At 67.8% G+C, this 25160-nt stretch carries 17 protein-coding genes; 14 read left to right on the forward strand and 3 right to left on the reverse strand.

Going from position 1 to position 25160, the window contains the following annotated elements; genetic code table 11:
* Positions 1 to 495: 495 nt before the first annotated feature.
* Together RTQ83_RS20880 and RTQ83_RS20885 are read left to right on the forward strand one after the other, a co-directional pair.
* Entirely contained in the window at positions 496 to 1866 is a 1371-nt protein-coding gene (locus tag RTQ83_RS20880; protein ID WP_312518895.1) for an amino acid permease, read from the forward strand.
* Positions 1867 to 1880: 14 nt separating this feature from the next.
* Entirely contained in the window at positions 1881 to 2927 is a 1047-nt protein-coding gene (locus tag RTQ83_RS20885) for an RDD family protein (protein ID WP_312518897.1), read from the forward strand.
* Here the strand turns inward: RTQ83_RS20885 and RTQ83_RS20890 are convergent.
* Positions 2924 to 4030 (reverse strand): NAD(P)-dependent alcohol dehydrogenase, encoded by a 1107-nt coding sequence (locus RTQ83_RS20890; RefSeq protein WP_312518900.1) that lies wholly within the window; start codon positions 4028 to 4030, stop codon positions 2924 to 2926. The two genes, RTQ83_RS20885 and RTQ83_RS20890, sit on opposite strands and share 4 nt — an antisense overlap.
* A 336-nt stretch (positions 4031 to 4366) precedes the next feature.
* On the opposite strand from RTQ83_RS20890, the gene RTQ83_RS20895 reads away from it, so the two are divergent.
* Genes RTQ83_RS20895 through lpdA form a run of 4 tightly spaced genes read left to right on the forward strand, consistent with a single transcriptional unit; the run spans position 4367 to position 9407 of the window.
* A complete protein-coding gene (locus RTQ83_RS20895) occupies positions 4367 to 5599 on the forward strand; it encodes a 3-methyl-2-oxobutanoate dehydrogenase (2-methylpropanoyl-transferring) subunit alpha (protein ID WP_312518903.1) in 1233 nt (410 codons plus the stop codon).
* A 2-nt stretch (positions 5600 to 5601) separates the two neighbouring features.
* The gene (locus RTQ83_RS20900) at positions 5602 to 6654 is read left to right on the forward strand and encodes an alpha-ketoacid dehydrogenase subunit beta (RefSeq protein WP_312518906.1); all 1053 of its coding nucleotides are present in this window, start codon (positions 5602 to 5604) and stop codon (positions 6652 to 6654) included.
* Between the two features lies 1 nt (position 6655).
* Complete coding sequence (locus RTQ83_RS20905) at positions 6656 to 7990, forward strand: dihydrolipoamide acetyltransferase family protein (protein ID WP_312518909.1); 1335 nt, start codon at positions 6656 to 6658, stop codon at positions 7988 to 7990.
* A gap of 4 nt (positions 7991 to 7994) precedes the next feature.
* Positions 7995 to 9407 carry a dihydrolipoyl dehydrogenase gene (lpdA, locus tag RTQ83_RS20910; RefSeq protein ID WP_312518912.1) on the forward strand — a complete coding sequence of 471 codons (1413 nt, stop codon included), beginning with the start codon at positions 7995 to 7997 and terminating at the stop codon, positions 9405 to 9407.
* 65 nt (positions 9408 to 9472) lie between these two features.
* On the opposite strand, the gene RTQ83_RS20915 is transcribed toward lpdA, so the two are convergent.
* On the reverse strand, positions 9473 to 10117 hold the full coding sequence (locus RTQ83_RS20915) for a TetR/AcrR family transcriptional regulator (protein ID WP_312518915.1): 645 nt from the start codon (positions 10115 to 10117) through the stop codon (positions 9473 to 9475).
* An 81-nt stretch (positions 10118 to 10198) separates the two neighbouring features.
* Here RTQ83_RS20915 and RTQ83_RS20920 point away from each other — a divergent pair, with 81 nt between their 5' ends.
* Positions 10199 to 11782 (forward strand): NAD(P)/FAD-dependent oxidoreductase, encoded by a 1584-nt coding sequence (locus RTQ83_RS20920; RefSeq protein WP_312518917.1) that lies wholly within the window; start codon positions 10199 to 10201, stop codon positions 11780 to 11782.
* Entirely contained in the window at positions 11779 to 12738 is a 960-nt protein-coding gene (locus RTQ83_RS20925; RefSeq protein ID WP_312518920.1) for an alpha/beta hydrolase, read from the forward strand. Before RTQ83_RS20920 ends, RTQ83_RS20925 begins: the two co-directional genes overlap by 4 nt.
* A gap of 39 nt (positions 12739 to 12777) precedes the next feature.
* Here RTQ83_RS20925 and RTQ83_RS20930 read toward each other — a convergent pair whose 3' ends face one another.
* Positions 12778 to 13107, reverse strand: coding sequence for a hypothetical protein (locus RTQ83_RS20930; RefSeq protein ID WP_312518923.1), 330 nt, complete (start codon positions 13105 to 13107; stop codon positions 12778 to 12780).
* A 285-nt stretch (positions 13108 to 13392) separates the two neighbouring features.
* Between RTQ83_RS20930 and RTQ83_RS20935 the strand changes: the two genes are divergently transcribed.
* From RTQ83_RS20935 to RTQ83_RS20960, 6 genes are all read left to right on the forward strand, one after another.
* Positions 13393 to 15012, forward strand: coding sequence for a methyl-accepting chemotaxis protein (locus tag RTQ83_RS20935; protein ID WP_312518925.1), 1620 nt, complete (start codon positions 13393 to 13395; stop codon positions 15010 to 15012).
* Positions 15013 to 15125: 113 nt separating this feature from the next.
* Positions 15126 to 16658 carry a methyl-accepting chemotaxis protein gene (locus RTQ83_RS20940; RefSeq protein ID WP_312518928.1) on the forward strand — a complete coding sequence of 511 codons (1533 nt, stop codon included), beginning with the start codon at positions 15126 to 15128 and terminating at the stop codon, positions 16656 to 16658.
* A 272-nt stretch (positions 16659 to 16930) separates the two neighbouring features.
* On the forward strand, positions 16931 to 19183 hold the full coding sequence (locus RTQ83_RS20945; RefSeq protein ID WP_312518931.1) for a TonB-dependent receptor domain-containing protein: 2253 nt from the start codon (positions 16931 to 16933) through the stop codon (positions 19181 to 19183).
* A 112-nt stretch (positions 19184 to 19295) separates the two neighbouring features.
* On the forward strand, positions 19296 to 20672 hold the full coding sequence (locus RTQ83_RS20950; protein ID WP_312518934.1) for an oxygenase MpaB family protein: 1377 nt from the start codon (positions 19296 to 19298) through the stop codon (positions 20670 to 20672).
* A gap of 5 nt (positions 20673 to 20677) precedes the next feature.
* Complete coding sequence (locus RTQ83_RS20955) at positions 20678 to 24214, forward strand: response regulator (protein WP_312518937.1); 3537 nt, start codon at positions 20678 to 20680, stop codon at positions 24212 to 24214.
* Entirely contained in the window at positions 24211 to 25122 is a 912-nt protein-coding gene (locus tag RTQ83_RS20960) for a diguanylate cyclase (RefSeq protein WP_312518939.1), read from the forward strand. Before RTQ83_RS20955 ends, RTQ83_RS20960 begins: the two co-directional genes overlap by 4 nt.
* Positions 25123 to 25160: the final 38 nt, after the last annotated feature.

Consider the following 25160-nt stretch of genomic DNA (forward strand, 5'->3'; position numbering starts at 1 on the left):
TGAGTCTGGGTGGGCGTAGTCCAGTGCAGTACAGGACTCGCCCCCTTTCAACTTGATCAAAAAAGCTGTCCGACTAAACGGGGTCAGTTCAGAAGGCGGGAACCTAAGTTCGTATCCGGAGCTCCTTAAGGCGATCGGCGGCTGCTCGAGGGAACTTGGGTCCCCGCCTTCGCGGGGATGACGTGCTCAAGTAATCGGCCTGGCGTGGCGTGTATCAATAACGCCAGGTGCCGCGGCGCGACGACGCCATCGGACGCTTCATCACCTTGGTCTGGAACTTCTTCCACAAGAATCCGGCCAGTGCGGCCATGATAATTTTACGCATGGGTTTCTCCTGTTGGTCAATGTGCGGCCGACGGTCCGGCCGCTTTCGTTCTCAGCATAGCGCGCCGGCGGGGCGCGTGGCGCAGGATTGGCGCAGGACGACTGCAGCAGCCGCAAGCGGCGCCGATGCAGTAAAATCGCTATCTTTCTGGCAACCCAATCTGGCGAACGATGGACGACGCGCACAATCAACTCAAACGTGGACTGAAGAACCGTCACATCCAGCTGATCGCCCTCGGCGGCGCGATCGGCACCGGCCTGTTCCTCGGCATCGCCTCGACCATCCAGATGGCCGGTCCCTCGGTGCTGCTGGGCTACGCCATCGCCGGCGCGGTCGCCTTCCTGATCATGCGCCAGCTGGGCGAGATGATCGTCGACGAGCCGGTGGCCGGCTCGTTCAGCCACTTCGCCGACAAATACTGCGGACCGCTGGCCGGCTTCGTCTCGGGCTGGAACTACTGGGTGATGTACATCCTGGTCAGCCTGGCCGAGCTGACCGCGCTCGGCATCTACATGCAGTACTGGTTCCCCGAGGTGCCGACCTGGGTCTCGGCGCTCGGCTTCTTTGTGCTGGTCAATTGCCTCAGCCTGTTGAACGTGAAAGCCTTCGGCGAACTCGAATTCTGGTTCGCCGTGATCAAGGTGGTGGCGGTGGTCGGCATGATCGTGTTCGGCCTGTACCTCTTGACCAGCGGCGGCGCCGGTCCCGAGGCCGGGATTTCGAACCTGTGGCGCCACGGCGGCTTCTTCCCGAACGGCATTGGGGGGCTGGTGATGGCGATGACAGTGATCATGTTCTCGTTCGGCGGCCTGGAGATGATCGGCATCACCGCCGCCGAAGCCGACGATCCGGCGCGCACCCTGCCGCGCGCCACCAATAACGCCCTGTACCGGATCCTGATCTTCTATATCGGCGCCCTGGCCGTGCTGCTGGCGCTGTATCCGTGGCAGAAGGTCGTCACCGGCGGCAGCCCGTTCGTGCTGATCTTCCAGGCGCTCGACAGCGGCTGGGTGGCGAATATCCTGAACCTGGTGGTGCTGACCGCCGCGCTGTCGGTCTACAACGGCTGCGTGTATGCCAACAGCCGCATGCTGTTCGGCCTGGCGACCCAGGGCAACGCCCCGCGCGCCCTGCTGCACACCACGAAGCGCGGCGTGCCGGTCAACGCGCTGGCGGTGTCCGCCATCGCGACCGGCTCGGCGATCCTGATCAATTATTTCCTGCCGCGCGAAGCGCTCGGCACCGTGATGAGCCTGGCCGTGGCGGCGCTGGTGATCAACTGGGCCATGATTTCGTGGAGCCATCTGCGCTTCCGGCGCGCCAAGGATGCGGCCGGCGAACGCGCGCTGTTCCGCAGCCCGTGGTTCCCGCTGGCGAACTACCTGTGCCTGGGCTTCGTGGCGGCGCTGCTGGTAATCATGTTCATGACCCCGGGCCTGCGCATCTCGGTGTACCTGATCCCGGCCTGGCTGCTGGTGCTCGGCGTCGGCTACTGGCTGCGCCAGCGCCGCGCCGCCGGCAGCGCCGCGGTCGCCGGCTGAGCAGACGTGCCGGAATGAGCGCGCCCGATTCCGACACACCCGACAGCACCGTCGGGCCCGCACTTCCGGCCGCCGGCGCCTGGCGCCGCTTTCTGGCGCGGCTGTTCGACCTGTCGTGGCAGCTGGTGCTGCTGGGCGCGGCGCTCGGCGCCTGCCTGGCCATGTTCGCCAGCGGCAACCTGGGCTGGATGCAGTCGACCGCCGGCGGCTTCCTGCTCGGCGCTGTCCTGATGCTGCTCGGGCTGCTGCTGGACGCGGTGCTGCTGGCACGCTTCGGCAGCACGCCCGGCAAACGGCTGCTCGGACTGCGTGTGCTGACGGTTGCCGGCCAGCGGCTGCCATTGCGCGCCGCCGTGCTGCGCAATCTTGGGGTATGGGTGAGCGGACTGGGTCTGGCCCTGCCGCTGGTGAACCTGGTCACCATGGGCCGCCAGGGCTGGCGCGTCGCTCAAGGCCGTCCCGCCAGCTACGACCAGGACCGGTTCCAGGTGCAGGCGCAGCCGCTGCGCGCCTGGCAGCGGGCCAAGTTCGGCCTGGCCCTGCTGGTGCTGTTGCTGGTCGTGGGCGCCTTCAACCGCAGCGGCCCGCAAAGCGCGCCAAGCCGCACGGCCGCTGCGCCGATCAGCTGGACCAATCCCGAGAACGGCCAGGTCGCCACCATCGCGCCGGGCTGGTCGCACGACATGGTGTACGGCGACGACGGCAAGCCGCGCCACCGCTTCGTGCGCAACGGCGGGCGCGCCGCGCTGCTGCTGTCGTCGGAGCCGGTGGGGCCGATGCCGCTCGCGGTGTTCGTCCGCACCGTGGTCGACGACATGGCCGCACAGGTCAAGCTCGAAGGCCGCTATGAAACCTTTCTTGGCAGTCCTTCATGGGCCGCCGAGAACTTCATGGACGATCGCAAGGTCACGCGGATCGAGGTGCGGGTGCTGCAGCACGACGGCGTCTACTGGCGCATGACGTCGGCGCAGGAATATCCTTACCGCGACACCGACGCCACCGTCGAAGCGCTGCGCGCGCAGCTGTGGGCCACGCTCGCGGCGCCGGGTGAAGGCAGTTAGAACGTCGCGAAGTCGTCCTTCTCGTCCTTCAGGCTGGCCATGTCGATCACGTAGCGGAAGCGCACGTCGCCCTTGATCACCTTCTTGTAGGCGTCGTTGATCTGCTGGATCGGGATGATCTCGATGTCCGGCCCGATGCCGTGTTCGGCGCAGAAGTCCAGCACTTCCTGGGTGTCGGCCAGGCTGCCGATCAGCGAGCCGGACACGTTCTTGCGGTGAAACGCCAGCTCCTGGTTGTCGACGCCCTTCATGGTATCGAGCGCGCCCACCACGCAGATGGTGGCGTCGCGCTTGAGCAGCGCGATGAAGGGATTGATGTCGTGCTTCTCGGGCACGGTCGAGAGCATGAAGTCGAAGCTCATCGCCAGCTGCTCGAGCGCCTTCTTGTCGTCTTCCAGCACCCCTGCGAAGCCCAGGCGCGCCGCTTCATCCAGTTTCTCCTTGGTGCGCGTGAACACCGTCACCTCGGCGCCCATCGCCTTGGCGATCTTGGCCGCCATGTGTCCCAGGCCGCCGAAACCGAGCACGCCAACCTTGTCGCCCGCCTTCACCTGCCAATGCTTGAGCGGCGAATAGGTGGTCACGCCGGCGCACAGGATCGGCGCCGCCACTTCGGGCGTCAAGCCGGCCGGGATCTTCAGCACGAAGTCTTCGTTGACGGTAACGATGTCGGAATAGCCGCCGAAGGTGTTGTCGCGGCCGTAGATGTTTTCGCCGTCGGCCTGGCTGGCCGGCACCATCGGGCCGTTGTAGGTGGCGAGCCAGCTGTTCGGGCTCTCGCAATAGTTTTCCTCACCACTCTTGCACGGTTCGCACTGGCGGCAGCTGTCGATCATGCAGCCGACACCGACCAGGTCGCCCACCGCATGCTTGCCGACATGGGCGCCGACCCTGGTGATGCGACCGACGATCTCGTGGCCCGGCACGCAGGGGTACACGGTGTTCGACCATTCGTTCTTGGCCTGGTGGATGTCCGAGTGGCACACCCCGCAATACAGGACTTCGATCTCGACTTCGTGCGCGCCGGCTTCCTGGCGCTCGAACTGATACGGCTTCAGATCGGTAAACGAATGTTTGGTGCCATAGCCTTTTGCTGTAATCACGATCACTCCCGGGTTCAATTGGACGAATTTGACCAAGAATAGGATGGGGCCGGTGACGACGCCGCACGATTGATGGATCGGTCCGTTTCACCGGGGCCGGTTATGGAGCATGGGCAATCATTCGCCGGGCAAACGCTTTGCTGCTATGCGCCAAACGGATTCCGCGGGCAAGCGCGCCATGCCGGTGCTGGGGCATGCTTCCCGGCACACGGCCATTGCGTGATGCCGGCGTGTTGCATAGCAATATGAAAATACTTTGTTCAAGTTGACGTATACGTCAATTCTCCGCGTATTATCGTAGAGTCGCACCACCACCTCACAAGGGAAACAACGCGTATGAGCCAGAGTAAGCCTCTGTCGCTGCACGTACCGGAGCCTACCGGCCGCCCGGGCTGCAAGACTGATTTTTCGTATCTCCAGGTTAGCCCGGCCGGCTCGGTCCGGCGGCCCGCCATCGATGTCGCCCCGCTCGAGACGGGCGACATCGCTTCGCAACTGATCCGCGTCCTCGACGACGACGGCAACGCCGTCGGCCCGTGGGCCGAGCAGCCCGACCGCGAACTGCTGCGCTTCGGCCTGCGCACCATGATGAAGACGCGCATTTTCGACGCGCGCATGGTGATCGCCCAGCGCCAGAAGAAGATGTCGTTCTACATGATCTCGCTCGGCGAGGAGGCGATCGGCACCGCCCACGCGCTGGCCCTGCAGGACGGCGACATGAACTTCCCCACCTACCGCCAGCAAAGCCTGTTGATGGCGCGCCAGGTGCCGCTGGTGGACATGATCTGCCAACTGCTGTCGAACGAAAAAGACCCGCTCAAGGGCCGCCAGCTGCCGGTGATGTACTCGGTGAAGAGCGCCGGTTTCTTCACCATTTCGGGCAACCTGGCCACGCAATACCCGCAAGCGGTCGGCTGGGCCATGGCATCGGCGATCAAGGGCGACACGAAAATCGCCTCGGCCTGGATCGGCGACGGCGCCACCGCCGAAAGCGACTTCTCGACCGCCCTCACCTTCGCCCACGTGTACCGCGCGCCGGTGATCCTCAACGTGGTCAACAACCAGTGGGCGATCTCCAGCTTCCAGGCCATCGCCGGCGGCGAGAGCGTGACCTTCGCCACCCGCGGCATCGGCAGCGGCATCGCTTCGCTGCGCGTCGACGGCAACGATTTCCTGGCCGTGCTGTCGGCGTCGCGCTGGGCCGCCGAGCGTGCGCGCTCGAACCTGGGCCCGACCCTGATCGAATGGGTGACCTACCGCGGCGGCCCGCACTCGACCTCGGACGACCCGTCGCGCTACCGTCCCGCCGACGACTATTCGCGCTTCCCGCTGGGCGACCCGATCGCGCGCCTGCGCCAGTACCTGACCAAACAGGGCTGGTGGTCGGATGCGGAACACGACGCCGTGCAGGCCGAACTGGAAGCCGAAGTGCTGGCCGCGCAGAAGCAGGCCGAAAGCTACGGCATCCTGGGCGACGAGCGCGCACCGAGCGCCGCCACCATGTTCGAGGACGTTTATAAAGACATGCCGGAGCACCTGCGCCGGCAGCGCCAGCAGTTGGGAGTATGAGGATGGCACGAGACGATCAACCGAAAGACGCGGCGCAAGCGACCGCGCCGATGACCATGATCCAGGCCCTGCGCTCGGCCATGGACGTGATGATGGAACGCGACAACAACGTCGTGGTGTATGGCCAGGACGTGGGCTACTTCGGCGGCGTGTTCCGCGTCACCGACGGCCTGCAGGCAAAATATGGCAAGAGCCGCGTGTTCGACGCCCCGATCTCCGAGGGCGGCATCGTCGGCACCGCGGTCGGCATGGCCGCCTACGGCCTGCGCCCGGTGGTCGAGATCCAGTTCGCGGATTACTTTTATCCGGCGACCGACCAGATCGTGTCCGAGGCGGCGCGCCTGCGCTACCGCTCGGCGGGCGAGTTCACCTCGTCGATGGTGATCCGCATGCCTTGCGGCGGCGGCATCTACGGCGGCCAGACCCACAGCCAGAGCCCGGAAGCTTTCTTCACCCATGTGTGCGGCCTGCGCACCGTGATGCCGTCGAATCCCTACGACGCCAAAGGTCTCTTGATCTCGTCGATCGAGAACGACGATCCGGTGATCTTCCTGGAACCGAAGCGCTTGTATAACGGCCCGTTCGACGGCCACCACGACCGGCCGGTGGTGTCGTGGAGCGGCCATCCGAAGGGCGACGTCCCTTCCGGCTACTACACCGTGCCGCTCGATAAAGCGGCGATCGTCCGCGCCGGGAACGACGTCACCGTGCTGGCCTACGGCACCATGGTCTGGGTCGCGGAAGCGGCGGCGCGCGAGAGCGGCGTCGATGCCGAAGTGATCGACCTGCGCAGCATCTGGCCGCTGGATCTCGACACCATCGTCGAATCGGTCAAGAAGACCGGCCGCTGCGTGATCGTGCATGAAGCGACCCAGACCAGCGGCTTCGGCGCCGAACTGGCGGCGCTGGTGCAGGAACACTGCTTCTACCAGCTGGAGGCGCCGATCGGGCGCGTGGCCGGCTGGGACACCCCGTATCCGCATGCGCAGGAATGGGCTTACTTCCCGGGGCCCGACCGTGTCGGCGCGGCCTTGAAACGCGTGATGGAGAAATAAGATGGGTATTCATGTGATCAAGATGCCGGACCTGGGCGAAGGCATCGCCGAGGTCGAAGTGGTGGCGTGGCATGTGCAGCCGGGCGACACGGTCAAGGAAGACCAGGTGCTGGCCGACGTCATGACCGACAAGGCGACGGTCGAGATTCCGTCACCGGTGCATGGCGTCATCACCAGCCTGGGCGGCGCCATCGGGCAATCGCTGGCGGTGGGCGCGGAGCTGATCCGCCTCGAAGTCGAAGGCGCCGGCAACTATTCGGGCGACAAGGCCAAGCAAGAGCCGGCCAAGTCGGCGGCTGCCAAGGCACCGGCCGAGGAAGTGGCCGAGCCGCAGCTGGAAGCGGTGGCTGAAGCGGCCACACCGGCGCCGGCAGCCCCGCCTGCACCGGCACCGAAGCCTGCGCCGCGCGCGCCGCAGAAATCGTCGTCCAACGCGCCTGCGATGCGCGCCGCGGGCGAAAAACCGCTGGCCGCACCGGCCGTGCGCCAGCGCGCCTGGGATCTGGGCGTCGAGCTGCAGTTCGTTGCCGGCAGTGGCCCGGCCGGGCGCATCACGCACGCCGACCTGGATGCACACGTCGAAGGCCACCGCATTGGTGCCAACGGCGGCGGGCGCGACGAGCGCTACGCCGAGCAGCACGGCGAACACGCCGCGCCGGTGATCGGCCTGCGCCGCAAGATCGCCGAGAAGATGCAGGAAGCCAAGCGCCACATCCCGCACTTCACCTACGTCGAGGAAGTCGACGTCACCGAACTGGAAGCGCTGCGCGCCCAGCTCAATGCCCGCTACGGTCTTGAACGCGGCAAGCTGACGCTGCTGCCGCTCTTGATGCGCGCCGTGGTGCTGGCGCTGCGCGCCTATCCGTCGATGAACGCGCGCTACGACGACGAGAGCAATATGCTCACCACTTACGACGCGGCCCACATCGGCATCGCCACCCAGACCGAGACCGGCCTGATGGTGCCGGTGGTGCGCCACGCCGAAGCGCGCGATCCGTGGTCGAGCGCGGCCGAGATCCTGCGCCTGGCGGAAGCCGCGCGGAGCGGCAAGGCCACGCGCGACGAACTGTCGGGCTCGACCATCACGATCACCAGCCTCGGTCCGCTCGGCGGCATCGTCACCACGCCGGTGATCAATCGTCCCGAGGTCGCCATCATCGGCACCAACCGCATCGTCGACCGTCCGGTAATCCGCGACGGCGCCATGGTGGCGCGCAAGATGATGAACCTGTCGTCTTCGTTCGACCACCGCGTGATCGACGGCATGGTGGCGGCCCAGTTCGTGCAGACGATCCGCGGCTACCTCGAGTTCCCCGCAACCCTGTTCGTGGAGTGAGCCGATGGAGACGATCAATACCACATTGCTCATCATCGGCGGCGGGCCTGGCGGCTACGTGGCCGGCATCCGCGCCGGCCAGCTCGGCATCCCGACCGTGCTGGTGGAAGGCGCGCAGCCGGGCGGCACGTGTCTGAACGTCGGCTGCATCCCGTCCAAGGCGCTGATCCATGCGGCGGATGAATTCTGCAAGGTACGCGGCTACGCGGCCGAAACGTCGAGCCTCGGCATCACCGCCAGCAGCCCGCGCATCGATCTCGATCGCACCGTGGCCTGGAAGGACGGCATCGTCAAGAAGCTGACCGGCGGCGTCGGCGCGCTGCTCAAGAAAAACGGTGTACGCCTTGTGAACGGCTGGGCCACCATCCTCGACGGCAAGACGGTCGAGGTGACCCCTGGCGGCGCGGCCGAAGCGACCGTCCGCATCCGCTGCGAGCACCTGCTGCTGGCCAGCGGTTCGCAAAGCGTCGAGCTGCCGTTCATGCCATTCGACGGCACTGTCATTTCGTCGACCGAGGCGCTGTCGCTGGACCGTGTGCCGGAGCGGATGGTGGTAGTCGGCGCCGGCTACATCGGCCTGGAGCTGGGCACCGCATTCCGCAAGCTCGGCGCGCAGGTGACGGTGGTGGAAGCGGCCGAGCGCATCCTGCCGGCCTACGATGCCGAGCTGGTAAAGCCGGTGGCGGCGTCGCTGGCGCGCCTGGGCGTCGAGCTGCGCCTGGCCACGTCCGTGCTGGGCATGGAGGACGGCCGCGAGGGCAAGCAACTGCGGGTGCGCGATGCGTCGGGCGTGGAAGCCTTCCTCGAAGCCGACAAGGTGCTGGTCGCGGTTGGCCGCAAGCCGCGCACCGTCGGCTGGGGCCTGGAAAACCTGATGCTCGACATGAACGGGCGGGCCTTGAAAGTCGACGACGGCTGCCGCACCTCGATGCGCAATGTCTGGGCGATCGGCGACCTGACCGGCGAACCGATGCTGGCGCACCGGGCGATGGCGCAGGGCGAGATGGTGGCCGAGATCATTTCCGGCAAGCGCCGTCACTTCGCCCCCGCCGCGATTCCGGCGGTGTGCTACACCGATCCCGAGATCGTGGTCGCGGGTCTGTCGCCTGCCGAGGCGGTGGCCGCCGGCATCGACGCCATCAGCGCCAGCTTCCCGTTCAGCGCCAACGGACGGGCGATGACGATCGAAGGCACGGACGGGTTTGTGCGAGTCGTGGCGCGCAAGGACAATCACCTGATCGTCGGTTGGCAGGCGGTGGGGGTCGGTGTATCCGAGCTGGCCGCAGGCTTCACGCAGTCGATCGAACTGGGAGCATTGCTGGAAGACGTCGGCCGCACGATCCATGCGCATCCGACGCTGGGTGAGGCGGTGCAGGAAGCGGCGCTCAGGGCGCTGGGGCATGCGCTGCACATCTGATACCGGGGTCCCCGCCGAGTGCGACGTTCGTCCGGGGACGACAGGCATGATGACGCGGTGACCGCCTAGCCGGCCGCCGTTCCCGCGCTGCCCTGCTCCTGCGGAGCGGCCGCCAACACCGTCCCCATCTTCAGCGCCGACTCCACCGCCTGCTCGATCGGCGGCTGATACCCATTGCCGATCCAGCGCAGCGCGATGGCGATCACGCCGCCCACCACGCCCGCCTGCAGCAGCTCGTCTTCGACGGCGCCGGCCGGCGTTGTCATGCGCGCCACTTCCTTGCCGATCGCCTTGAGCGCGTCATCGAACGCGGCGTCCATTGCACGGCTCACGCCCCTGATCTCGACCAGGAACACGCGCGCCTTGCGCGACTCGCGCTGCAGCGCCGAGAAGTACGCATGCAGCATGGCACGCGAGCGCGCCAACGGGTCCGGGGCGGCGGCAGCACCGGCGCGCACGATCTCGCCCATCACGGTGGCCGTCACCACGTGAAAACAATCGATGAGAAGCGCTTCGCTGTTGACGAAGGACTCGTAGAAATAGCGCTCGGTGAGGCCAGCGGCCTCGCATACGCCTTTGACGGTTGCCTGGTGGTAGCCGCGTTCGCCATAGACGGCGATCGCCGCGGCGATCAGGCGTGCGCGGCGTTCGGCACGGCGTTGCTCCTGCGACTGGCCGCGATAGGAACGGGTGGAAAGCTCTGCTGTCATGACGCTATTTTGACACATTCTTGCCATAGGTAATTTGACAATGTAGAGTGTCAACATTCAACCAGTGGATACAGAGACCAGATGGCTCCAGTTTTTCCGGCCGCCGCAGACCCTGATGCGCCTCTCCAGGCGCCTCTGGAAGACCCCGGCGCGCCAGCGCATACGCCCGATATTCTCGACGTCCTGATCGTCGGCGCCGGCCTGTCCGGCATCGGCGCCGCGGCCACGCTGCAGCGGCGTTGTACCGACAAACGTTACCTGATTCTGGAGGAGCGCGCCGCCATCGGCGGCACCTGGGACCTGTTCCGCTATCCCGGCGTGCGTTCCGATTCCGACATGTACACGCTCGGCTACGGCTTTCGGCCGTGGACCGCGCAGGACGCCATTGCCGATGGCGCCACCATCCGCGACTACATCGCCGCCACCGCGCGCGAACACGGCATCGAGCGCCACATCCGCTTCGGCCACACGGTGGTCGATGCCGCGTGGTGCAGCGAACATGCCCACTGGACCGTGCAGGCGCACCGCGCCGACGGCAGCAGCGTGGTGCTGCACGCGCGCTTCCTGCACCTGTGCAGCGGCTACTACGACTACCAACGCGCGCACCGGCCGCGCTTCCAGGGCGAAGCGGCTTACCGCGGCCGCATCGTGCAGCCGCAGTTCTGGCCGCATGACCTCGACTACGCCGGCCGGCGCGTGCTCGTCGTCGGCAGCGGCGCCACCGCCGTCAGCCTGGTGCCGGCGCTGGCCCAGACGGCCGCGCACGTGACCATGCTGCAGCGCTCGCCGAGCTACGTGGTGGCGCGTCCACGGCGCGACCGCTTCGCCCTGCGCCTGCGGCGCTGGCTGCCCGAGAAAGCGGCCTACGCGCTGGCGCGCTGGCGCATCGTGCTGGAGAGCATCGCCCTGTACCGGCTGCTGCGCGTCCTGCCCGGCTTCACCCGCCGGCGCATGATCGCGATGGCGGCGCGCATGCTCGGCCCCGGCATCGACGCCGGCACCCACTTTGCGCCCGGCTACAAGCCGTGGGACCAGCGCATCTGCGTTGCTCCCGGCGGCGACCTGTTCCGCGCGCTGCGTTCCGGCCGCGCCGAGGTAGTCACCGACGAGATCGCGCACTTCAGCGAGCGTGGCGTGGTGCTGGCGTCCGGGCGCGCACTGGAGGCCGACGTGGTGGTGCTGGCCACTGGCCTGCGCATGAAGATCCTGGGCGGCGCCACGCTCAGCGTCGACGGGCGCCGGGTCGATCCGAGCCGCGCCATGTCGTACAAGGGTATGATGCTGAGCGACGTGCCGAACTGCGCGCTGACCTTCGGCTACACCAACGCTTCGTGGACGCTGAAGGCCGACCTCACCGCCGAATGGGTGTGCCGCCTGCTGCGCTGGATGGACCGGCGCGGCCTCGACATCGCGGTGGCGCGGCGCGACCCATCGGTGCCCGATGCGCCGTTCCTCGACCTGAGTTCGGGCTATGTGCAGCGCGCCGCCACCATCCTGCCGCGCCAGGGCCGGCGCGGTCCTTGGCGCGTGCACCAGAACTACCTGCGCGACCTGGCCGCGATCCGCTGGCGCCGCATCGACGACGGCACGCTGCGCTTCGGCCGCGCCGGTGAGCTGCCCGGTGACGATGTTTTGACCACTCCCACGAAAGCCGCATCCCGATGATCGTTGTTGCTTCCTTCTGCTTCCTGTTCCTCAGCCTCGCCCTGGTGCTGGGCGTGTTCGCCTGGTACACGCGTGGCACGGTGCGCCGCATCGAGGAAGCGCTGCCGCCGCTGGGGAGCATGATCGAGGTCGACGGCCAGCAACTACACGTGCGCGACCAGGGCGGCGGACCGGCGCTGGTGCTGCTGCACGGCCTGGGCGGCCAGATGCGCCATTTCGATTTCGGTGCCATGGCCGACCTGCGGCTGGGATTCAGGGTGATCAGTGTCGACCGCCCGGGTTCGGGCTATTCGCGCCGCGCCAAGGGGCAGAGCGCCGTCCTGGCGGCGCAGGCACGTACGATTGCGGCGCTGATCGACAAGCTGGGCCTGGAGCGGCCGACGGTCGTGGGACATTCGCTGGGCGGCGCGGTAGCGCTGCAGCTGGCGCTCGATTACCCGCAGACGGTGGGCGCGCTGGCGCTGGTGGCGCCGCTGTCGCATGTGCCGGAACGGGTACCGGCCGTGTTCCAGGCGCTGGCGATCCGCCCGCGCTGGCTGTGCGCGCTGTTCGCGCATACGCTGGCGCTGCCGGCGACCGTGATCGGCGGCGGGCGCCTGATGGCGCGCGTGTTCGGCCCGGAACCGGTACCGCGCGACTTCGCCACGCGCGGCGGCGGCCTGCTGGCGCTGCGGCCGTCGCAATTCCTGGCCGGCGCCGCCGACCTGGCCTCGCTACGCACCCACATGCCGCCGCTCGAGCGGCGCTACCGCGACCTGACCGTGCCGCTGTCGGTGCTGTACGGCCGCGACGACGAATTGCTCGACTGGCGCGCCAACGGTCGGCAGCTGGTGGACCAGGTGCCGGGCGCACGGCTGCACCTGACCGACGGCGGCCACATGCTGCCGATCACCCGCCCGACCGTTACCGCGGACTTCATCGCGCAAGCGGCGGCCGAGCGCAAGCTGGCGGCGTAGCTCCGGGCATTAGCCCGGCGCGGTGCCGCCGGCTCTCGATTACTGCTTGTCTTTGGACTGGTCCGACTGGCGGTTGCCGGTGCCGGCCGCTGTCTGGCTGCCCTGCTGCGGCGACTGGCCCTGGAAACCCTTGTCGGACTGCTCGGCGCTGGAACCGCCGGCCAGCAGGTCGTCGGTGCGGCCGGCTTGCGCGCTCTGCTGGTTGTCCTGGCGGCCGGCCTGCTGGCTGCCTTGCCCAGCATCCGGTCCCGGAATCGCGCCCACGTCGCCGGTCGAGCCGGCGCCCATGCTGCCGGCACTGGTGCTGCCGTCGGTGATCTGGTGGTAGTTACGTCCTTTGGCGTCCTTGCCTTCGCTTTGCATCGACATGGCGATCTCCTCGTGATTGATAACGTCCATCCATCTTAGCCAAGGCTGCCGGGGCCACGAATAGGCGGCGGGCGCCAGGCGCTGTAGGACTGGACGCGCAACGGCCGAGATCGTTTCGCCAACAATCTTGTCGCCCACACCACGTTTTGCTGCAGAGCAACAAGAATTGCTTTATTGATCTATACTATCGATACACAGATTCCAATTAACATCCATCAGGGCTGGCACACGGCGGCAAACGTCCGTCACGTTGCCCGTGCCGCCCTGCCGCACAGGAGTAGCACCATGAAAAACCTGAATATCGGAGCCCGTCTCGGGCTCGGCTTCGCCGTCGTCATTGTTCTGTTGCTGGTCATGACCTTCACCTCGCTCACCCGCATGGGCGAGGCCGGCGCACTGACCAGCCGCCTGGTCAACACCAGCATGAAGAACCAGGCCACCGTGGCCGAATGGCGCACCCTCACCGAAGTGAACAACGCCATCATGGACACCATCTACCATGGCGCCGATGCCGGCATCGTGGCGGAATACGAACCGCGCCTGCGCGCCAACATCCAGCGCGGCAACGAGCTGCAGGCAGACGTCGACGCCAACCTGCTCAATGCCAAGGTGCGCGTCTACCTGGACCGTGCCAAGGCGCTGCGCGCCGACTTCAGCCAGGCGCGCGAAGACGTGCTCAAGGCGCGCCTGGCCAACGACCCTGCCGCGATCGAACAAGCCTACAAGCGCCGCTTCGAGCCGGCCAGCAAGGCCTTCGTCGACGCGCTCGACGAGTTCGCCAAGCAGCAGAGCACGGCCACGGCCGGCGTCGGCACCAGGATCCTCGATTCGTTCGCCGAAACCCGCGTGATCCTGATCGCGCTCGGCATCGTCGCCGTCGTGTTCGGCATCGCCTGCGCCATCTTCATCACCCGCACCATCACCGCGCCGCTGGGGCGCGCGCTGGAAGTGGCCGAGCGCGTCGCTGCCGGCGACCTGACCAGCCGCTTCGAGAGCAACCGCCGCGACGAAGTCGGCCAGCTGATGGACGCCCTCGGCCGCATGAACGCCAGCCTGGCTGCCATTGTTGGCCAGGTACGCGACGGCACCGCCACCATCGCCCGTGCCTCGGACGAAATCGCCAGCGGCAACCAGGACCTGTCGAGCCGCACCGAACAGCAGGCCAGCTCGCTGGAAGAGACCGCCGCCTCGATGGAAGAACTGACCGCCACCGTGCGCCAGAACAGCGAACACGCACGCCGCGCCAACGGCCTGGCCGGCAGCGCCGCCAGCATCGCCAGGGAAGGCGGACGCATGGTCGGCGACGTGGTGGGCACCATGGGCAAGATCGACGCCTCGTCGCAGCGCATCGTCGACATCATCGGCGTGATCGACGGCATCGCGTTCCAGACCAATATCCTGGCGCTGAATGCCGCGGTGGAAGCGGCGCGCGCCGGCGAACAGGGGCGCGGTTTCGCGGTCGTCGCCAGCGAAGTACGCAACCTGGCCCAGCGCTCGGCCACCGCTGCCAAGGAAATCAAGACGCTGATCGACGATTCGGTCGAGCAGGTGCAGGAAGGCACGCGCCAGGTCGGCCGCGCCGGCGCCACGATGCAGCAGATCGTGGACAGCATTGGCCAGGTGACGACCATCGTCAGCGAGATCGCCGCCGCCAGCGAGGAGCAAAGCGCCGGCATCGATGGCGTCAACACGGCCGTGGTCGAGATGGACCGCGTGACCCAGCAAAACGCGGCCCTGGTGGAACAGGCTGCCGCTGCCGCCGAATCGCTGCGCGAACAGGCGGCCCAGCTGGCGGACGTGGTCGGTACTTTCCGCCTGGCCGCCGGACAGGAAAGCCCGGTAGCCGCTGCCGCGCCGCAGCGCACCACGGCGCCACGCCCGTTACTGTCAGCCCAGCCCGCCTGAATGGCGGCTGCAGCAATTGCAACATCGTGAAATTTTTATGTTGCAGATTTGCCGCAAAGGAACACAACCGATTTTTCCGGATTTATACTATTGTTCTCGCGCTCCTGCTTGTCATGAGCGCCACCGCCCTCACCCGCATGCAATCGGCGGGCGACCTCACCTACCGCCTGGTCAACACCAGCGTCAAGAACCAGCGCAGCGTCGCCGAATGGCGCCGCAACATCGAAGTCAACAGCGCGATCAACGATACGGTCTATCACGCCGCCGACGCCTCGGTACTGGAACAGATGGCGCCCAAGCGGCGCGCCATCACTGAGCGCTCCAACGCGCTGCAGAAGGAAATCGACGCCTCGCTCAAGAACGAGCAGGTGCGCGAACAGTTCAAGGTGGTCAAGGAAGAGCGCCTGGCCTATATGGCCGCGCGCGACGCCCTGTTCGAGGCGCGCCGCGGCAACGACCGCGCGCTGATGGACCGGATCTACCGCGAGCGCCTGCTGCCGAGCACCACCTCCTACCTCGGCACCATGGCCAAATTCGCCGACATGCAGATCGCCGCTTCGGACGTGGTGGCCGACACCATCCTCGACTCGTATGCAAGCACGCGCACCATCCTGTTCGTGCTGGGCGCCGGTGCGCTGCTGTTCGGCGCCGCCTGCGCCTGGTTCATCACCCGTTCGATCACGACCCCGCTGGGCGCCGCGGTGCGCGTGGCCGAGCGCGTGGCCGACGGCGACCTGACCAGCCGCTTCGACAACACGCGTCGCGACGAAGTCGGCCAGCTGATGGATGCCCTCGGCCGCATGAACGCCGGCCTGGCCGCCATCGTCGGCCAGGTGCGTGACGGCACCCAGGCCATCTCCCAGGCATCTAGCGAGATCGCCAGCGGCAACCAGGACCTGTCGAGCCGCACCGAGCAGCAGGCCGGTTCGCTCGAGGAAACCGCAGCCTCGATGGAAGAGCTGACTTCCACCGTGCGCCAGAACAGCGAGCACGCCCAGCGCGCCAATGGCCTGGCCGGCAACGCGGCGGCGATCGCGGTCGAGGGCGGCGCCATCGTCGACGGCGTGGTCCGGACCATGGGCGCGATCGACGCTTCGTCGCAGCGCATCGCCGACATCATCGGCGTGATCGACGGCATCGCCTTCCAGACCAATATCCTGGCGCTGAATGCGGCGGTGGAAGCGGCGCGTGCCGGCGAACAGGGGCGCGGCTTCGCCGTCGTCGCCAGCGAGGTGCGCAACCTGGCGCAGCGCTCGGCCACCGCGGCCAAGGAAATCAAGGCGCTGATCGACACCTCGAGCGCCCAGGTCGCGGCCGGCACGCGCCAGGTCGACCAGGCCGGCGCCACCATGCGCCAGATCGTCGACAGCGTGCAGCAGGTAACCCTCATCATCGGCGAGATCGCCGCCGCAAGCCAGGAGCAAGGCGCCGGCATCGAGCAGGTGAATACGGCGATCGTCGAGATGGACCGCGTGACCCAGCAGAACGCGGCGCTGGTCGAGGAAGCGGCGGCAGCCGCCACCGCGATGCGCGAACAGGCGGCGCAGCTGGCCGGCCTGGTGGGCACCTTCAAGACCGCACCGGAGAGCCGTGCCGCCATCGCGCGGCCGGCGCTGGGAAGCGGTTACGCGGCACTGCCCGCGTAAGCAGTCAGTCGAGGGCGACGCAGCCGACGCCATTCCGGCCGGCTGCGCGCCTGCGGCGAATCGGCCAGATCGTCTAATTTTGACAAGGGCGCGTTGCAAACGCGTCCTTTTTTGTTCGTTAACTCATCGTAGGACTATTTCCTGTAGTAATCCCCTGCTAGACTGACGAGCTTTGCATCCCGCTGCGCAACGTAGATTGCCAACAAGAACATAAAGCGCGGATGTGTTTCTCATGACGAGAAACTGACAGTCTAAACACAGGGAGTTTGTCCATGAAAGCATCACAGGTCCGCCCAGCCAAAAAGCTGCTGGTCGCGGCAATCTCGGGTATTGTCTGCAGCATCGCCCAGGCGCAGGTCGCGCCTAGCGCCGCGCAGTCCAACAGCAACGAAGTGCCGGAAGTCGTCGTCACCGCCCAGCGTACCGCCTCGCTGGCTTCGCGCACCCCGGTCGCGATGAGCGTCGTCACCGGCGAACAGCTGCGCGACATCGGCGCCGACAGCGCCGCCACCCTCGGCCCGCGCCTGCCGAACGTGCACTTCGACCAGGCCTTCTCGGGCCTGCGCGTCACCATCCGCGGCATCAGCAACAACGACACCACCGACAAGGGCGACCCGTCGGCGGCCTTCATGCAGGATGGCGTGTACATCTCGCGTCCGGCCGGCCAGTCGGCCAACTTCCTCGACGTCGACCGCGTCGAAGTGCTGCGCGGCCCGCAGGGCACGCTGTACGGCCGCAACACCACCGCCGGCCTGGTCAACGTGATCTCGAACGCCCCGACCGACCGCCTCGAAGGCGCTGTCGGCGCGGAACTGGGTACCTACAGCAACCGCAAGGTCGATGGCATGATCAACGTGCCGGTCAACGACATGCTGTCGCTGCGCGCCGCCGTCAGCGCCCGCAAGCAGGACCCGTTCCTGAAGAATAACCAGGGCACCACCCACCGTCCGGGCATGGACCGCGACGAACGCGACGCGCGCCTGAGCGCCAGGCTGAAGTTCAACCAGGACGCGACCCTGGTGCTGCGCTACGACCACAGCGATACCGAAGGCAACAACGACCGCTTCGTCCCCGACACCAACTTCTATACCGGCGTGGCGCAAGGCGCGCCGGTATGGCGTCCGGGCAGCACCGACGAGCGCCTGACCAACAGCTTCCGTCCGTTCAACATGACCCCGGTGCAGGGCTGGAACGACCGCCGCATCCGCGGCCTGACCTCGGACCTGACCTGGAACCTGGGGCCGGCGACCGTGTACTACATCGCCTCGCACCGCGAGCTGGACCAGGAAATCCGCCAGAACTACTACTACCGCGTGGCGCCGACCCTGGCGCTGGGCGTGATCAACAACTACGACGGCCACAACAAGCAGGATTCGCACGAGCTGCGCATCGCTACCAACGGCACCGGGCCAATCAGCGCCCAGGGCGGCCTGTACTACTTCAGCGAAGAGTCGGACACCTCGTACTTCTTCCAGGGCCTGCAACCGGTCGGCCTGCCGCCGGTGTACTCGTTCCCGCTGCTGACCAGGGCACAGAGCAAGGCCATCTTCGGCCAGCTGACCTGGCGCGTGCGTGACGACCTGCGCCTGACCGCCGGCGCGCGCCGCACCGAGGACGACAAGAGCCGCCTCGGTTCGACCAACTTCCAGCAAGGCCCGGTCTTCAATCCGGCCACGGATCGCGCCCAGCTGAACACCGCCAGCCTGGAGCACGGCGAGACCACCTGGCGCCTCGGCGCCGAGTTCGACCTGGCGCCGGCCACCCTGCTGTACGGCAGCGTCGCCACCGGCTACAAGGCCGGCGGCTTCAACGACGGCTGCCTGGCAGGCAGCAGCGCCATCGGCCTGACCTGCCCGGCCGCCACCGCCGTTACCGAATCCGCGCTGTACTACCAGCCGGAGCAGCTGCGTGCGTATGAAGCAGGCCTGAAGAGCCGCCTGCTGGGCGGCCGCGCGACCTTCAACGCCGTCGCCTTCTACTACGACTACACCAACCTGCAGCTGTCGGGCAATGCGATCGTCTCGGGCGCCCCGCGCATCCTGACCCGCAACGCCGGCCAGGCCCGCTCGCGCGGCATCGAGCTCGATGGCGAAGTGCGCGTCGGCAGCAACGGCCGCCTGAGCTACAGCGCGACCCTGCTCGACGCCGAGTACGTGCAGTACAGCCCGAACGGCAGCGTATCGTGGGCCGGCCGTCCGCTGGACCGCGCGCCGAAGCACGTGTACATGCTCGGCTACGACCACCGCTTCGCGGTGTTCGGCGGCCAGCTCAATGCCGGCGTGTTCGCGCGCAGGAGTAGCGAGTACGTGATCGCGGTGCCGAGCCAGCTGCTGGAGTACCGCATCCCGCACTACACCAGCACTGACGCCACCCTACGCTACCAGCCGGACGGCGCTAGCTGGAGCCTGCTCGCACGCGTGCGCAATATCGAGGACAAGGTGCGCCCGTCGATCATCGACAGCTTCGGCATGACCACGCCGACCGCGCCGCGTACCGCCGACCTGCGTCTGGACGTGCGCTTCTAAGCGCCGCCCCTCTGGACCATCATCCGGCCGCTTGCGCGGCCGGGTGTACGTCTGGAACTGCAATTAACGCTGTCACCATCTATCCCAACTGATCAAAGAATTAGGAGGCTGCATGCAACGCGACGACCACCAGCTGCTATCGCCCACTTTCCGCGCCGACGCGCCGGCCGACGACACCGTCGCCCGCATGCTCGAGGGCTGCGACGGCCCGCATGAACTGGCCGACCGTATCGCCGCCATCAACCGCGAGATCGTGCGCTGGGATTCGAACGGCATGCTGGCCGGTTGGCAGCCTGCGCCCGACCTCGATCCGCGCGCGGCCGCCGCGCTGAAGGATTACCTGGCGCGCTGCCCGGCGCTGCCGGAGTGGGCCGACCCGGCGAAGATCGCGCGCGCCGAAGCGCTGTTCATGGACATGAGCATGCTGTCGTGCACCCTGCTGTTCTGCGCCAGCCTGCCTGAATGCTATGTGCTGCCCGACCTGTCGGCGGTGCTGCACGCGGCCGGCCAGCTCGAGGCCCACACCGACTACCGCGTGCGCTCGACCGCCGCCATGATCTTCCCGGTCATGATGAAGGGCGGCCTGACTTCACCCGAGGGCGCGGGCGTGGCCCAGACCCTGAAGGTGCGCCTGATCCATGCCACCATCCGCCACCTGGTCCTGCGCGGTGCGCCGCGCGATGCGCTGGGCGCGGCCCCGCTGCCGGCGATGAACCCGGCCGGCGGCGGCATCTACCACCAGCTGTACGCCCACGGCTGGGATACGGCGCGCGACGGCCTGCCGTGCAACCAGGAAGAGCTGGCCTACACCCTGCTCACCTTTAACTACATCTTCCTGCGCGGCCTGCGCCGCCTAGGCCTGGGGCTGGAGCGCGCCGACGAGGAAGCCTACCTGCACGCCTGGAACGTGCTGGGCCACGTGCTCGGCATCGAGCGCGAGCTGATGTCCTGGACCATGGACGAAGCCGAAAGCGCATTCGCGGCGATGCAGGCGCGCGGCCGTGCGCTGGTGCGCCAGCCCGACCCGCGTCCGCCGCTGGCCGCGGCGCTGATGAAGGCGATCGAGAACGAGATTCCGTTGGCGATCCTGAAACCGTTCCCGACCCTGCTCACGCGCCTGCTGTGCGGCCGCGACGCCACCGCCGACCTGGGCCTGAATGCGCGCCTGCCGCTGTTCTCGCGCCTGCTGTTCACGGGCGGCCTGGGCGCGATCCGCGCCTTCGACGCCGTGGTGCGCGTGTTGGTGCCGAACTTCTCGATCACGCGCATGGTCACGCGCGCGCTCGGCTACCGCCTGGTGACGCGCTTCCTGATGGACGAGACCCGTCCGCTGCGCCTGCCGCCGGCGCTGCTCGAACAGATCGAAGACGCGACCGACGCCTGGCGCCACGACCCGCAGGCACCACGCTGGGTCAGCCGCATCGAAGCGCGCCTGAATGCCGGCGCCGATGCCGCAGCCGCCGCTCCAGGAACCGCTACTACCCGCTGAACTTCATGACCGTCACTTCGCCTGCGCCGCTTCCGGCGCCGCTCCTGGCACGCCTGCTGCGCGCCGCCATCCTTCCGTTCATCCTGCTGCTGGCATTCGCCGCGCTCGCGCCATCGGGCGCGCACGCGGCGGCGCTGGAACTCAAGCGCGACACCGCCAGTCTCGACGCCTGGAGCGCGCTCTCGCTGCTGTACGATACCGAATCCAGACTCGACGCGCCGGCGGCGCTGGCGGCCGGCGAACTTTTCAGCGCTCCCAGCCTGGCCACCGGCGTGATCGGCATGCGCAAGGAACCGACCTGGGTGCGCATCCCGCTGCGGGTGGCGCCGGATGCGCCGGCGACCTGGGTCGCGGTGATCGATTATCCGCTGCTCGACTGGGTCGACTTCCACCTGGCCGAAGCAGGCCGGCCGGAGACGCTGCACAAGATCGCCGACGCCGGCCGCCGCCAGCAGGAAGACGGCGCACTCAAGGGCCGGGTGCCCGAAGTCGTGCTGAACCTGACGCAGGGCCGCGACTACGTGCTGCTGGTGCGCATCGCCTCGCGCGGCCCGCAGATGGCGCCGATCCGCATCATGCAGCCGGTCGCGTTCCACCAGTCCGCGTTGGGCGAGCAGATGCTGCAGGGGATGATGGTCGGCCTGGCGCTGTGCCTGTTCCTCTACAGCCTGGCCCAGTTCGTGACGCTGCGCCAGAGCCTGTACGGCAAGTACGCGATGTTCGTCGGCGGCCTGGGCGTGTATGCGGCCTGCTGGTTCGGGCTTACCGAACAGTTCCTGTGGCGCGACAACGACTGGCTCAGCTCCCACGTCACCGGCATCGCCTCGCTGATCGCCGGCGCCGGCGGCTACCTGTTCGTCCAGCACGTGCTGGCCCGCCCCGGCAAGGACCGCAAGTTTTCGCTGCTGATGCGCACCATGGCGGCGCTGTGCCTGATCATCTGCGTGCTGTGGATCTTCGACCTGGTCCCGCCAGCGGTGCTGGTGCTGTTCGTGACCACCGCCGGCTCGATGCCGATGATGTTCGGCCTGCCCGGCGCGGTGCGCCTGATGCGCGCCGGCGAGGCGATGGGTTTCTACTTCCTGATCAGCTGGGCGCTCAGCTTCACCACCACGGTGGTGCAGATCCTGGTGGCGGCCGGCAAGCTGCCGTCGAACTTCCTGACCATGCACGCGATGCAGTTCGGGATCGCGATCGACATGCTGATGTTCATGCGCATCCTGGGCCTGCGCACCAAAGACATGCAGACCGCGCTGCTGCGCGCCGAAGCCGAAGCGCGCATGAAGAGCGAGTTCCTGGCCAATATGAGCCACGAGATCCGCACCCCGATGAACGCGATCCTCGGCATGAGCCGCCTGGCGCTGATGAGCGACCCGGCGCCGAAGCTGCGTAACTACCTGGGCAAGATCCTGGGCGCGGGCGAGCACCTGCTGGCCCTGATCAACGACATCCTCGACCACTCGCGCATCGAGGCCGGCAAGCTGAATATCGAAGCGGTGCCGTTCGAACTGGACGACATGCTGGAACACCTGTCGACCCTGACCGGAGTGAAGACCGACGCCAAGGGCATCGAACTGATCTTCCGGGTCGGCCCCGGCGTGCCGCAGCGCCTGATCGGCGACCCGCTGCGCATCGGCCAGGTCCTGATCAACCTGACCGGCAACGCGGTCAAATTCACCGAGCGCGGCGAGATCGTGGTCTCGGTCGAGGCGCGCGCCAGCGAAGCTGGCCGGGTGACGCTGGCGTTCTCGGTCAGCGACACCGGCATCGGCATGACCCCGGAACAGGTCAGCCGCCTGTTCCAGGCCTTCAGCCAGGCCGATACCTCGACCACCCGCAAGTACGGCGGCACCGGCCTCGGCCTGTCGATCTCGCGCCAGCTGGTGGAACTGATGCACGGCGCGATCTCGGTCCAGAGCACGCCGAATCAGGGCAGCTGCTTCACCTTCACCGTGCCGCTCGGCGTGGCCGACGGCCAGCTGGCGGCCAATGCGGTGCGCCAGGCGATGCTGGCCGACGTCCGCGCGCTGGTGGTCGACGACAGCGCCAGTGCGCGCGCCGCCCTGGCCGAGATGCTGGCCACGCTCGGCGTGCAGGCCGACACCGTGGCCTCGGGCGAAGAATGCCTGAAGGCGCTGGCGCGCGCCCAGGAGCTCGATCAGCCTTACGGGATCGTGCTGATGGACTACCTGATGCCGGGCATGGACGGCGTCGAGACCATCCGCAACATCAACAAGTATGTGCGCGACGCCGCGCCGCCGGCGATCCTGATGGTGTCGGCGGTGAACCGCGACGCCGTGCTGGCACAGGAAGGCGAGCTGCCGGTGGACGCCTTCCTGCACAAGCCGATCGGCCCGGCCCTGCTGTACCACAGCATCCTGCAGGTGCTGCACCCGCAACTGGGCGCGGTCGAGAGCCTGGGCACGCCGCTGGCGCACAGGATGCCGATCCCGGATCTGCCGCGCCTGGACGGCGCGCGCATCCTGCTGGCCGAGGACAACGCCAACAACCGCGAAGTCGCGCTCGATTTCATGGCCGCGGCGCGGATGCAGGTCGATGTCGCCTTCAACGGCGTGGAGGCGGTGCGCATGGCGCAGCAGGGCGACTACGACCTGGTGCTGATGGACATCCAGATGCCCGAGATGGACGGCCTCACCGCCGCGCGCGAGATCCGCAATGTGCCACGCCTGGCCAGGCTGCCGATCGTGGCGATGACGGCGCACGCGATGGCCAGCGACCGCGCCCTGAGCCGCATGGCCGGCATGGTCGACCATGTGACCAAGCCGATCGACCCCGACCTGCTGTTCTGCACCCTGCTCAAGTGGATCGACCCGGCGCGCCTGCACGGGCGCGCCGTGCCGCAGCACCTGGAGGCGCCGCGTGCGGCGCCGGCGGTGCGCGAGCCGGTCGGCGCGCTGCCGGTGGTGGCCGGCATCGACTGGCACCTGGCGCTGGAGAACGTCGACGGCCAGCGCAGCCGCCTGGAAAAACGCGCCGGCAGCTTCGTGCGCGAATACGGCGGCGCGCCACGCATCCTGCGCGAAGCGCTCAGTGGCGGCGACCATGGCCGCCTGCAGTCGCTGGCGCACAACCTCAAGTCGAGCGCGGCCTACGTCGGCGCGTTCGAACTCTCGGGCGCAGCCAACCGGCTGGAACAGGACTTGCGCGCCGGCCTGTACGACCGTGTCGCGGTGCAGGTGCCGTCGCTGGTGACCGCGGCCGAAGGGGTGCTGGCCGGCCTGGCCGACCTGGCCGCTGCCGCGTTGCCGCGCGCGCTCGACCTGCAGGCACTGGCGCCGCTGGCCGCGCCGCTGGTGGCGCGCCTGGAAGGCTACCTGCAGGACGACGATGCGCGCGCCGAAGACGCGCTGCGCGAACTGGCCGCGCTGCTGGCCGGCAGCGCATTCGAGGATGGCCTGGCGCCGGTGCGGCGCGCGGTAAATGAGATCGAATACGAGGCGGCACTGGCGCCGCTGGCGACGCTGGCCGCGGCGCTCGGCCTGCAGACTGCCGGCCCGGACACCATGAAAGGCCCGGCATGATCACGGTCGTCGAATCGCAGAAAGTGCTGGTGGCCGACGACGACGCGGTCAACCGCGAAGTGCTGGGCGACCTGCTCAAACCCGAGTACACCGTGCTGCTGGCGCGTAACGGCGCCCAGACCCTGGAGCGCGCCGCGCGCCACCTGCCCGACCTGATCCTGCTCGACGTCCTGATGCCCGACATGGACGGCTACGAGGTGCTGCGCCGCCTGCGCGCCGATCCCCAGACCGAGCACATCTCGGTGATCTTCATCTCTGGCCTGAACCGGCCCGAGGACGAGGCCAACGGCCTCAAGATGGGCGCCTCGGACTACATCGTCAAGCCGTTCAACCCCACCGTGGTGATGGCGCGCGTGGCGCTGCACTTGCAGGTGCTGCGCCAGCGCAGGATGCTGGAACGGCTGGCGAATATCGACGGCCTGACCGAACTGGCCAACCGGCGCCGCTTCGATGAGATGTACACGCTCGAATGGCAGCGCGCACGCAGGAGCGGCCGCCCGCTGTCGCTGGCCCTGCTCGACATCGACGCCTTCAAGCAGTACAACGACCGTTATGGCCACCCGGCGGGTGATCGCGCGCTGCGCTCGGTGGCGCGGGTGGCCGGCGCCGCCATGCGCCGCCCGGCCGACCTGGCCGCGCGCTACGGCGGCGAAGAGCTGGTGCTCCTGATGCCCGAAACCGACGCCGCCGACGCCCGGCGCATGATCGGCCAGCTGCGCGAGACCGTGGCCAGCCTGGCGATCCCGCACGAAACATCCAACGTGGCGCCGGTGCTGACCGTGAGCGTGGGCGGCGCCACGCTGGTCCCCAACAGCGGCGAACAGCAGCCTGAATTGTTCGAGGCCGCCGACGCCCAGCTGTACCTGGCCAAGCAGGCCGGCCGCAACCGCATCGCCTGGCGTCCATGACCGGCCGGCGCTGAAAATGCCGGCCGCGGGCATGCCAC

Source organism: Massilia sp. (genome assembly GCF_031995545.1).
Lineage (GTDB): Bacteria > Pseudomonadota > Gammaproteobacteria > Burkholderiales > Burkholderiaceae_D > Telluria.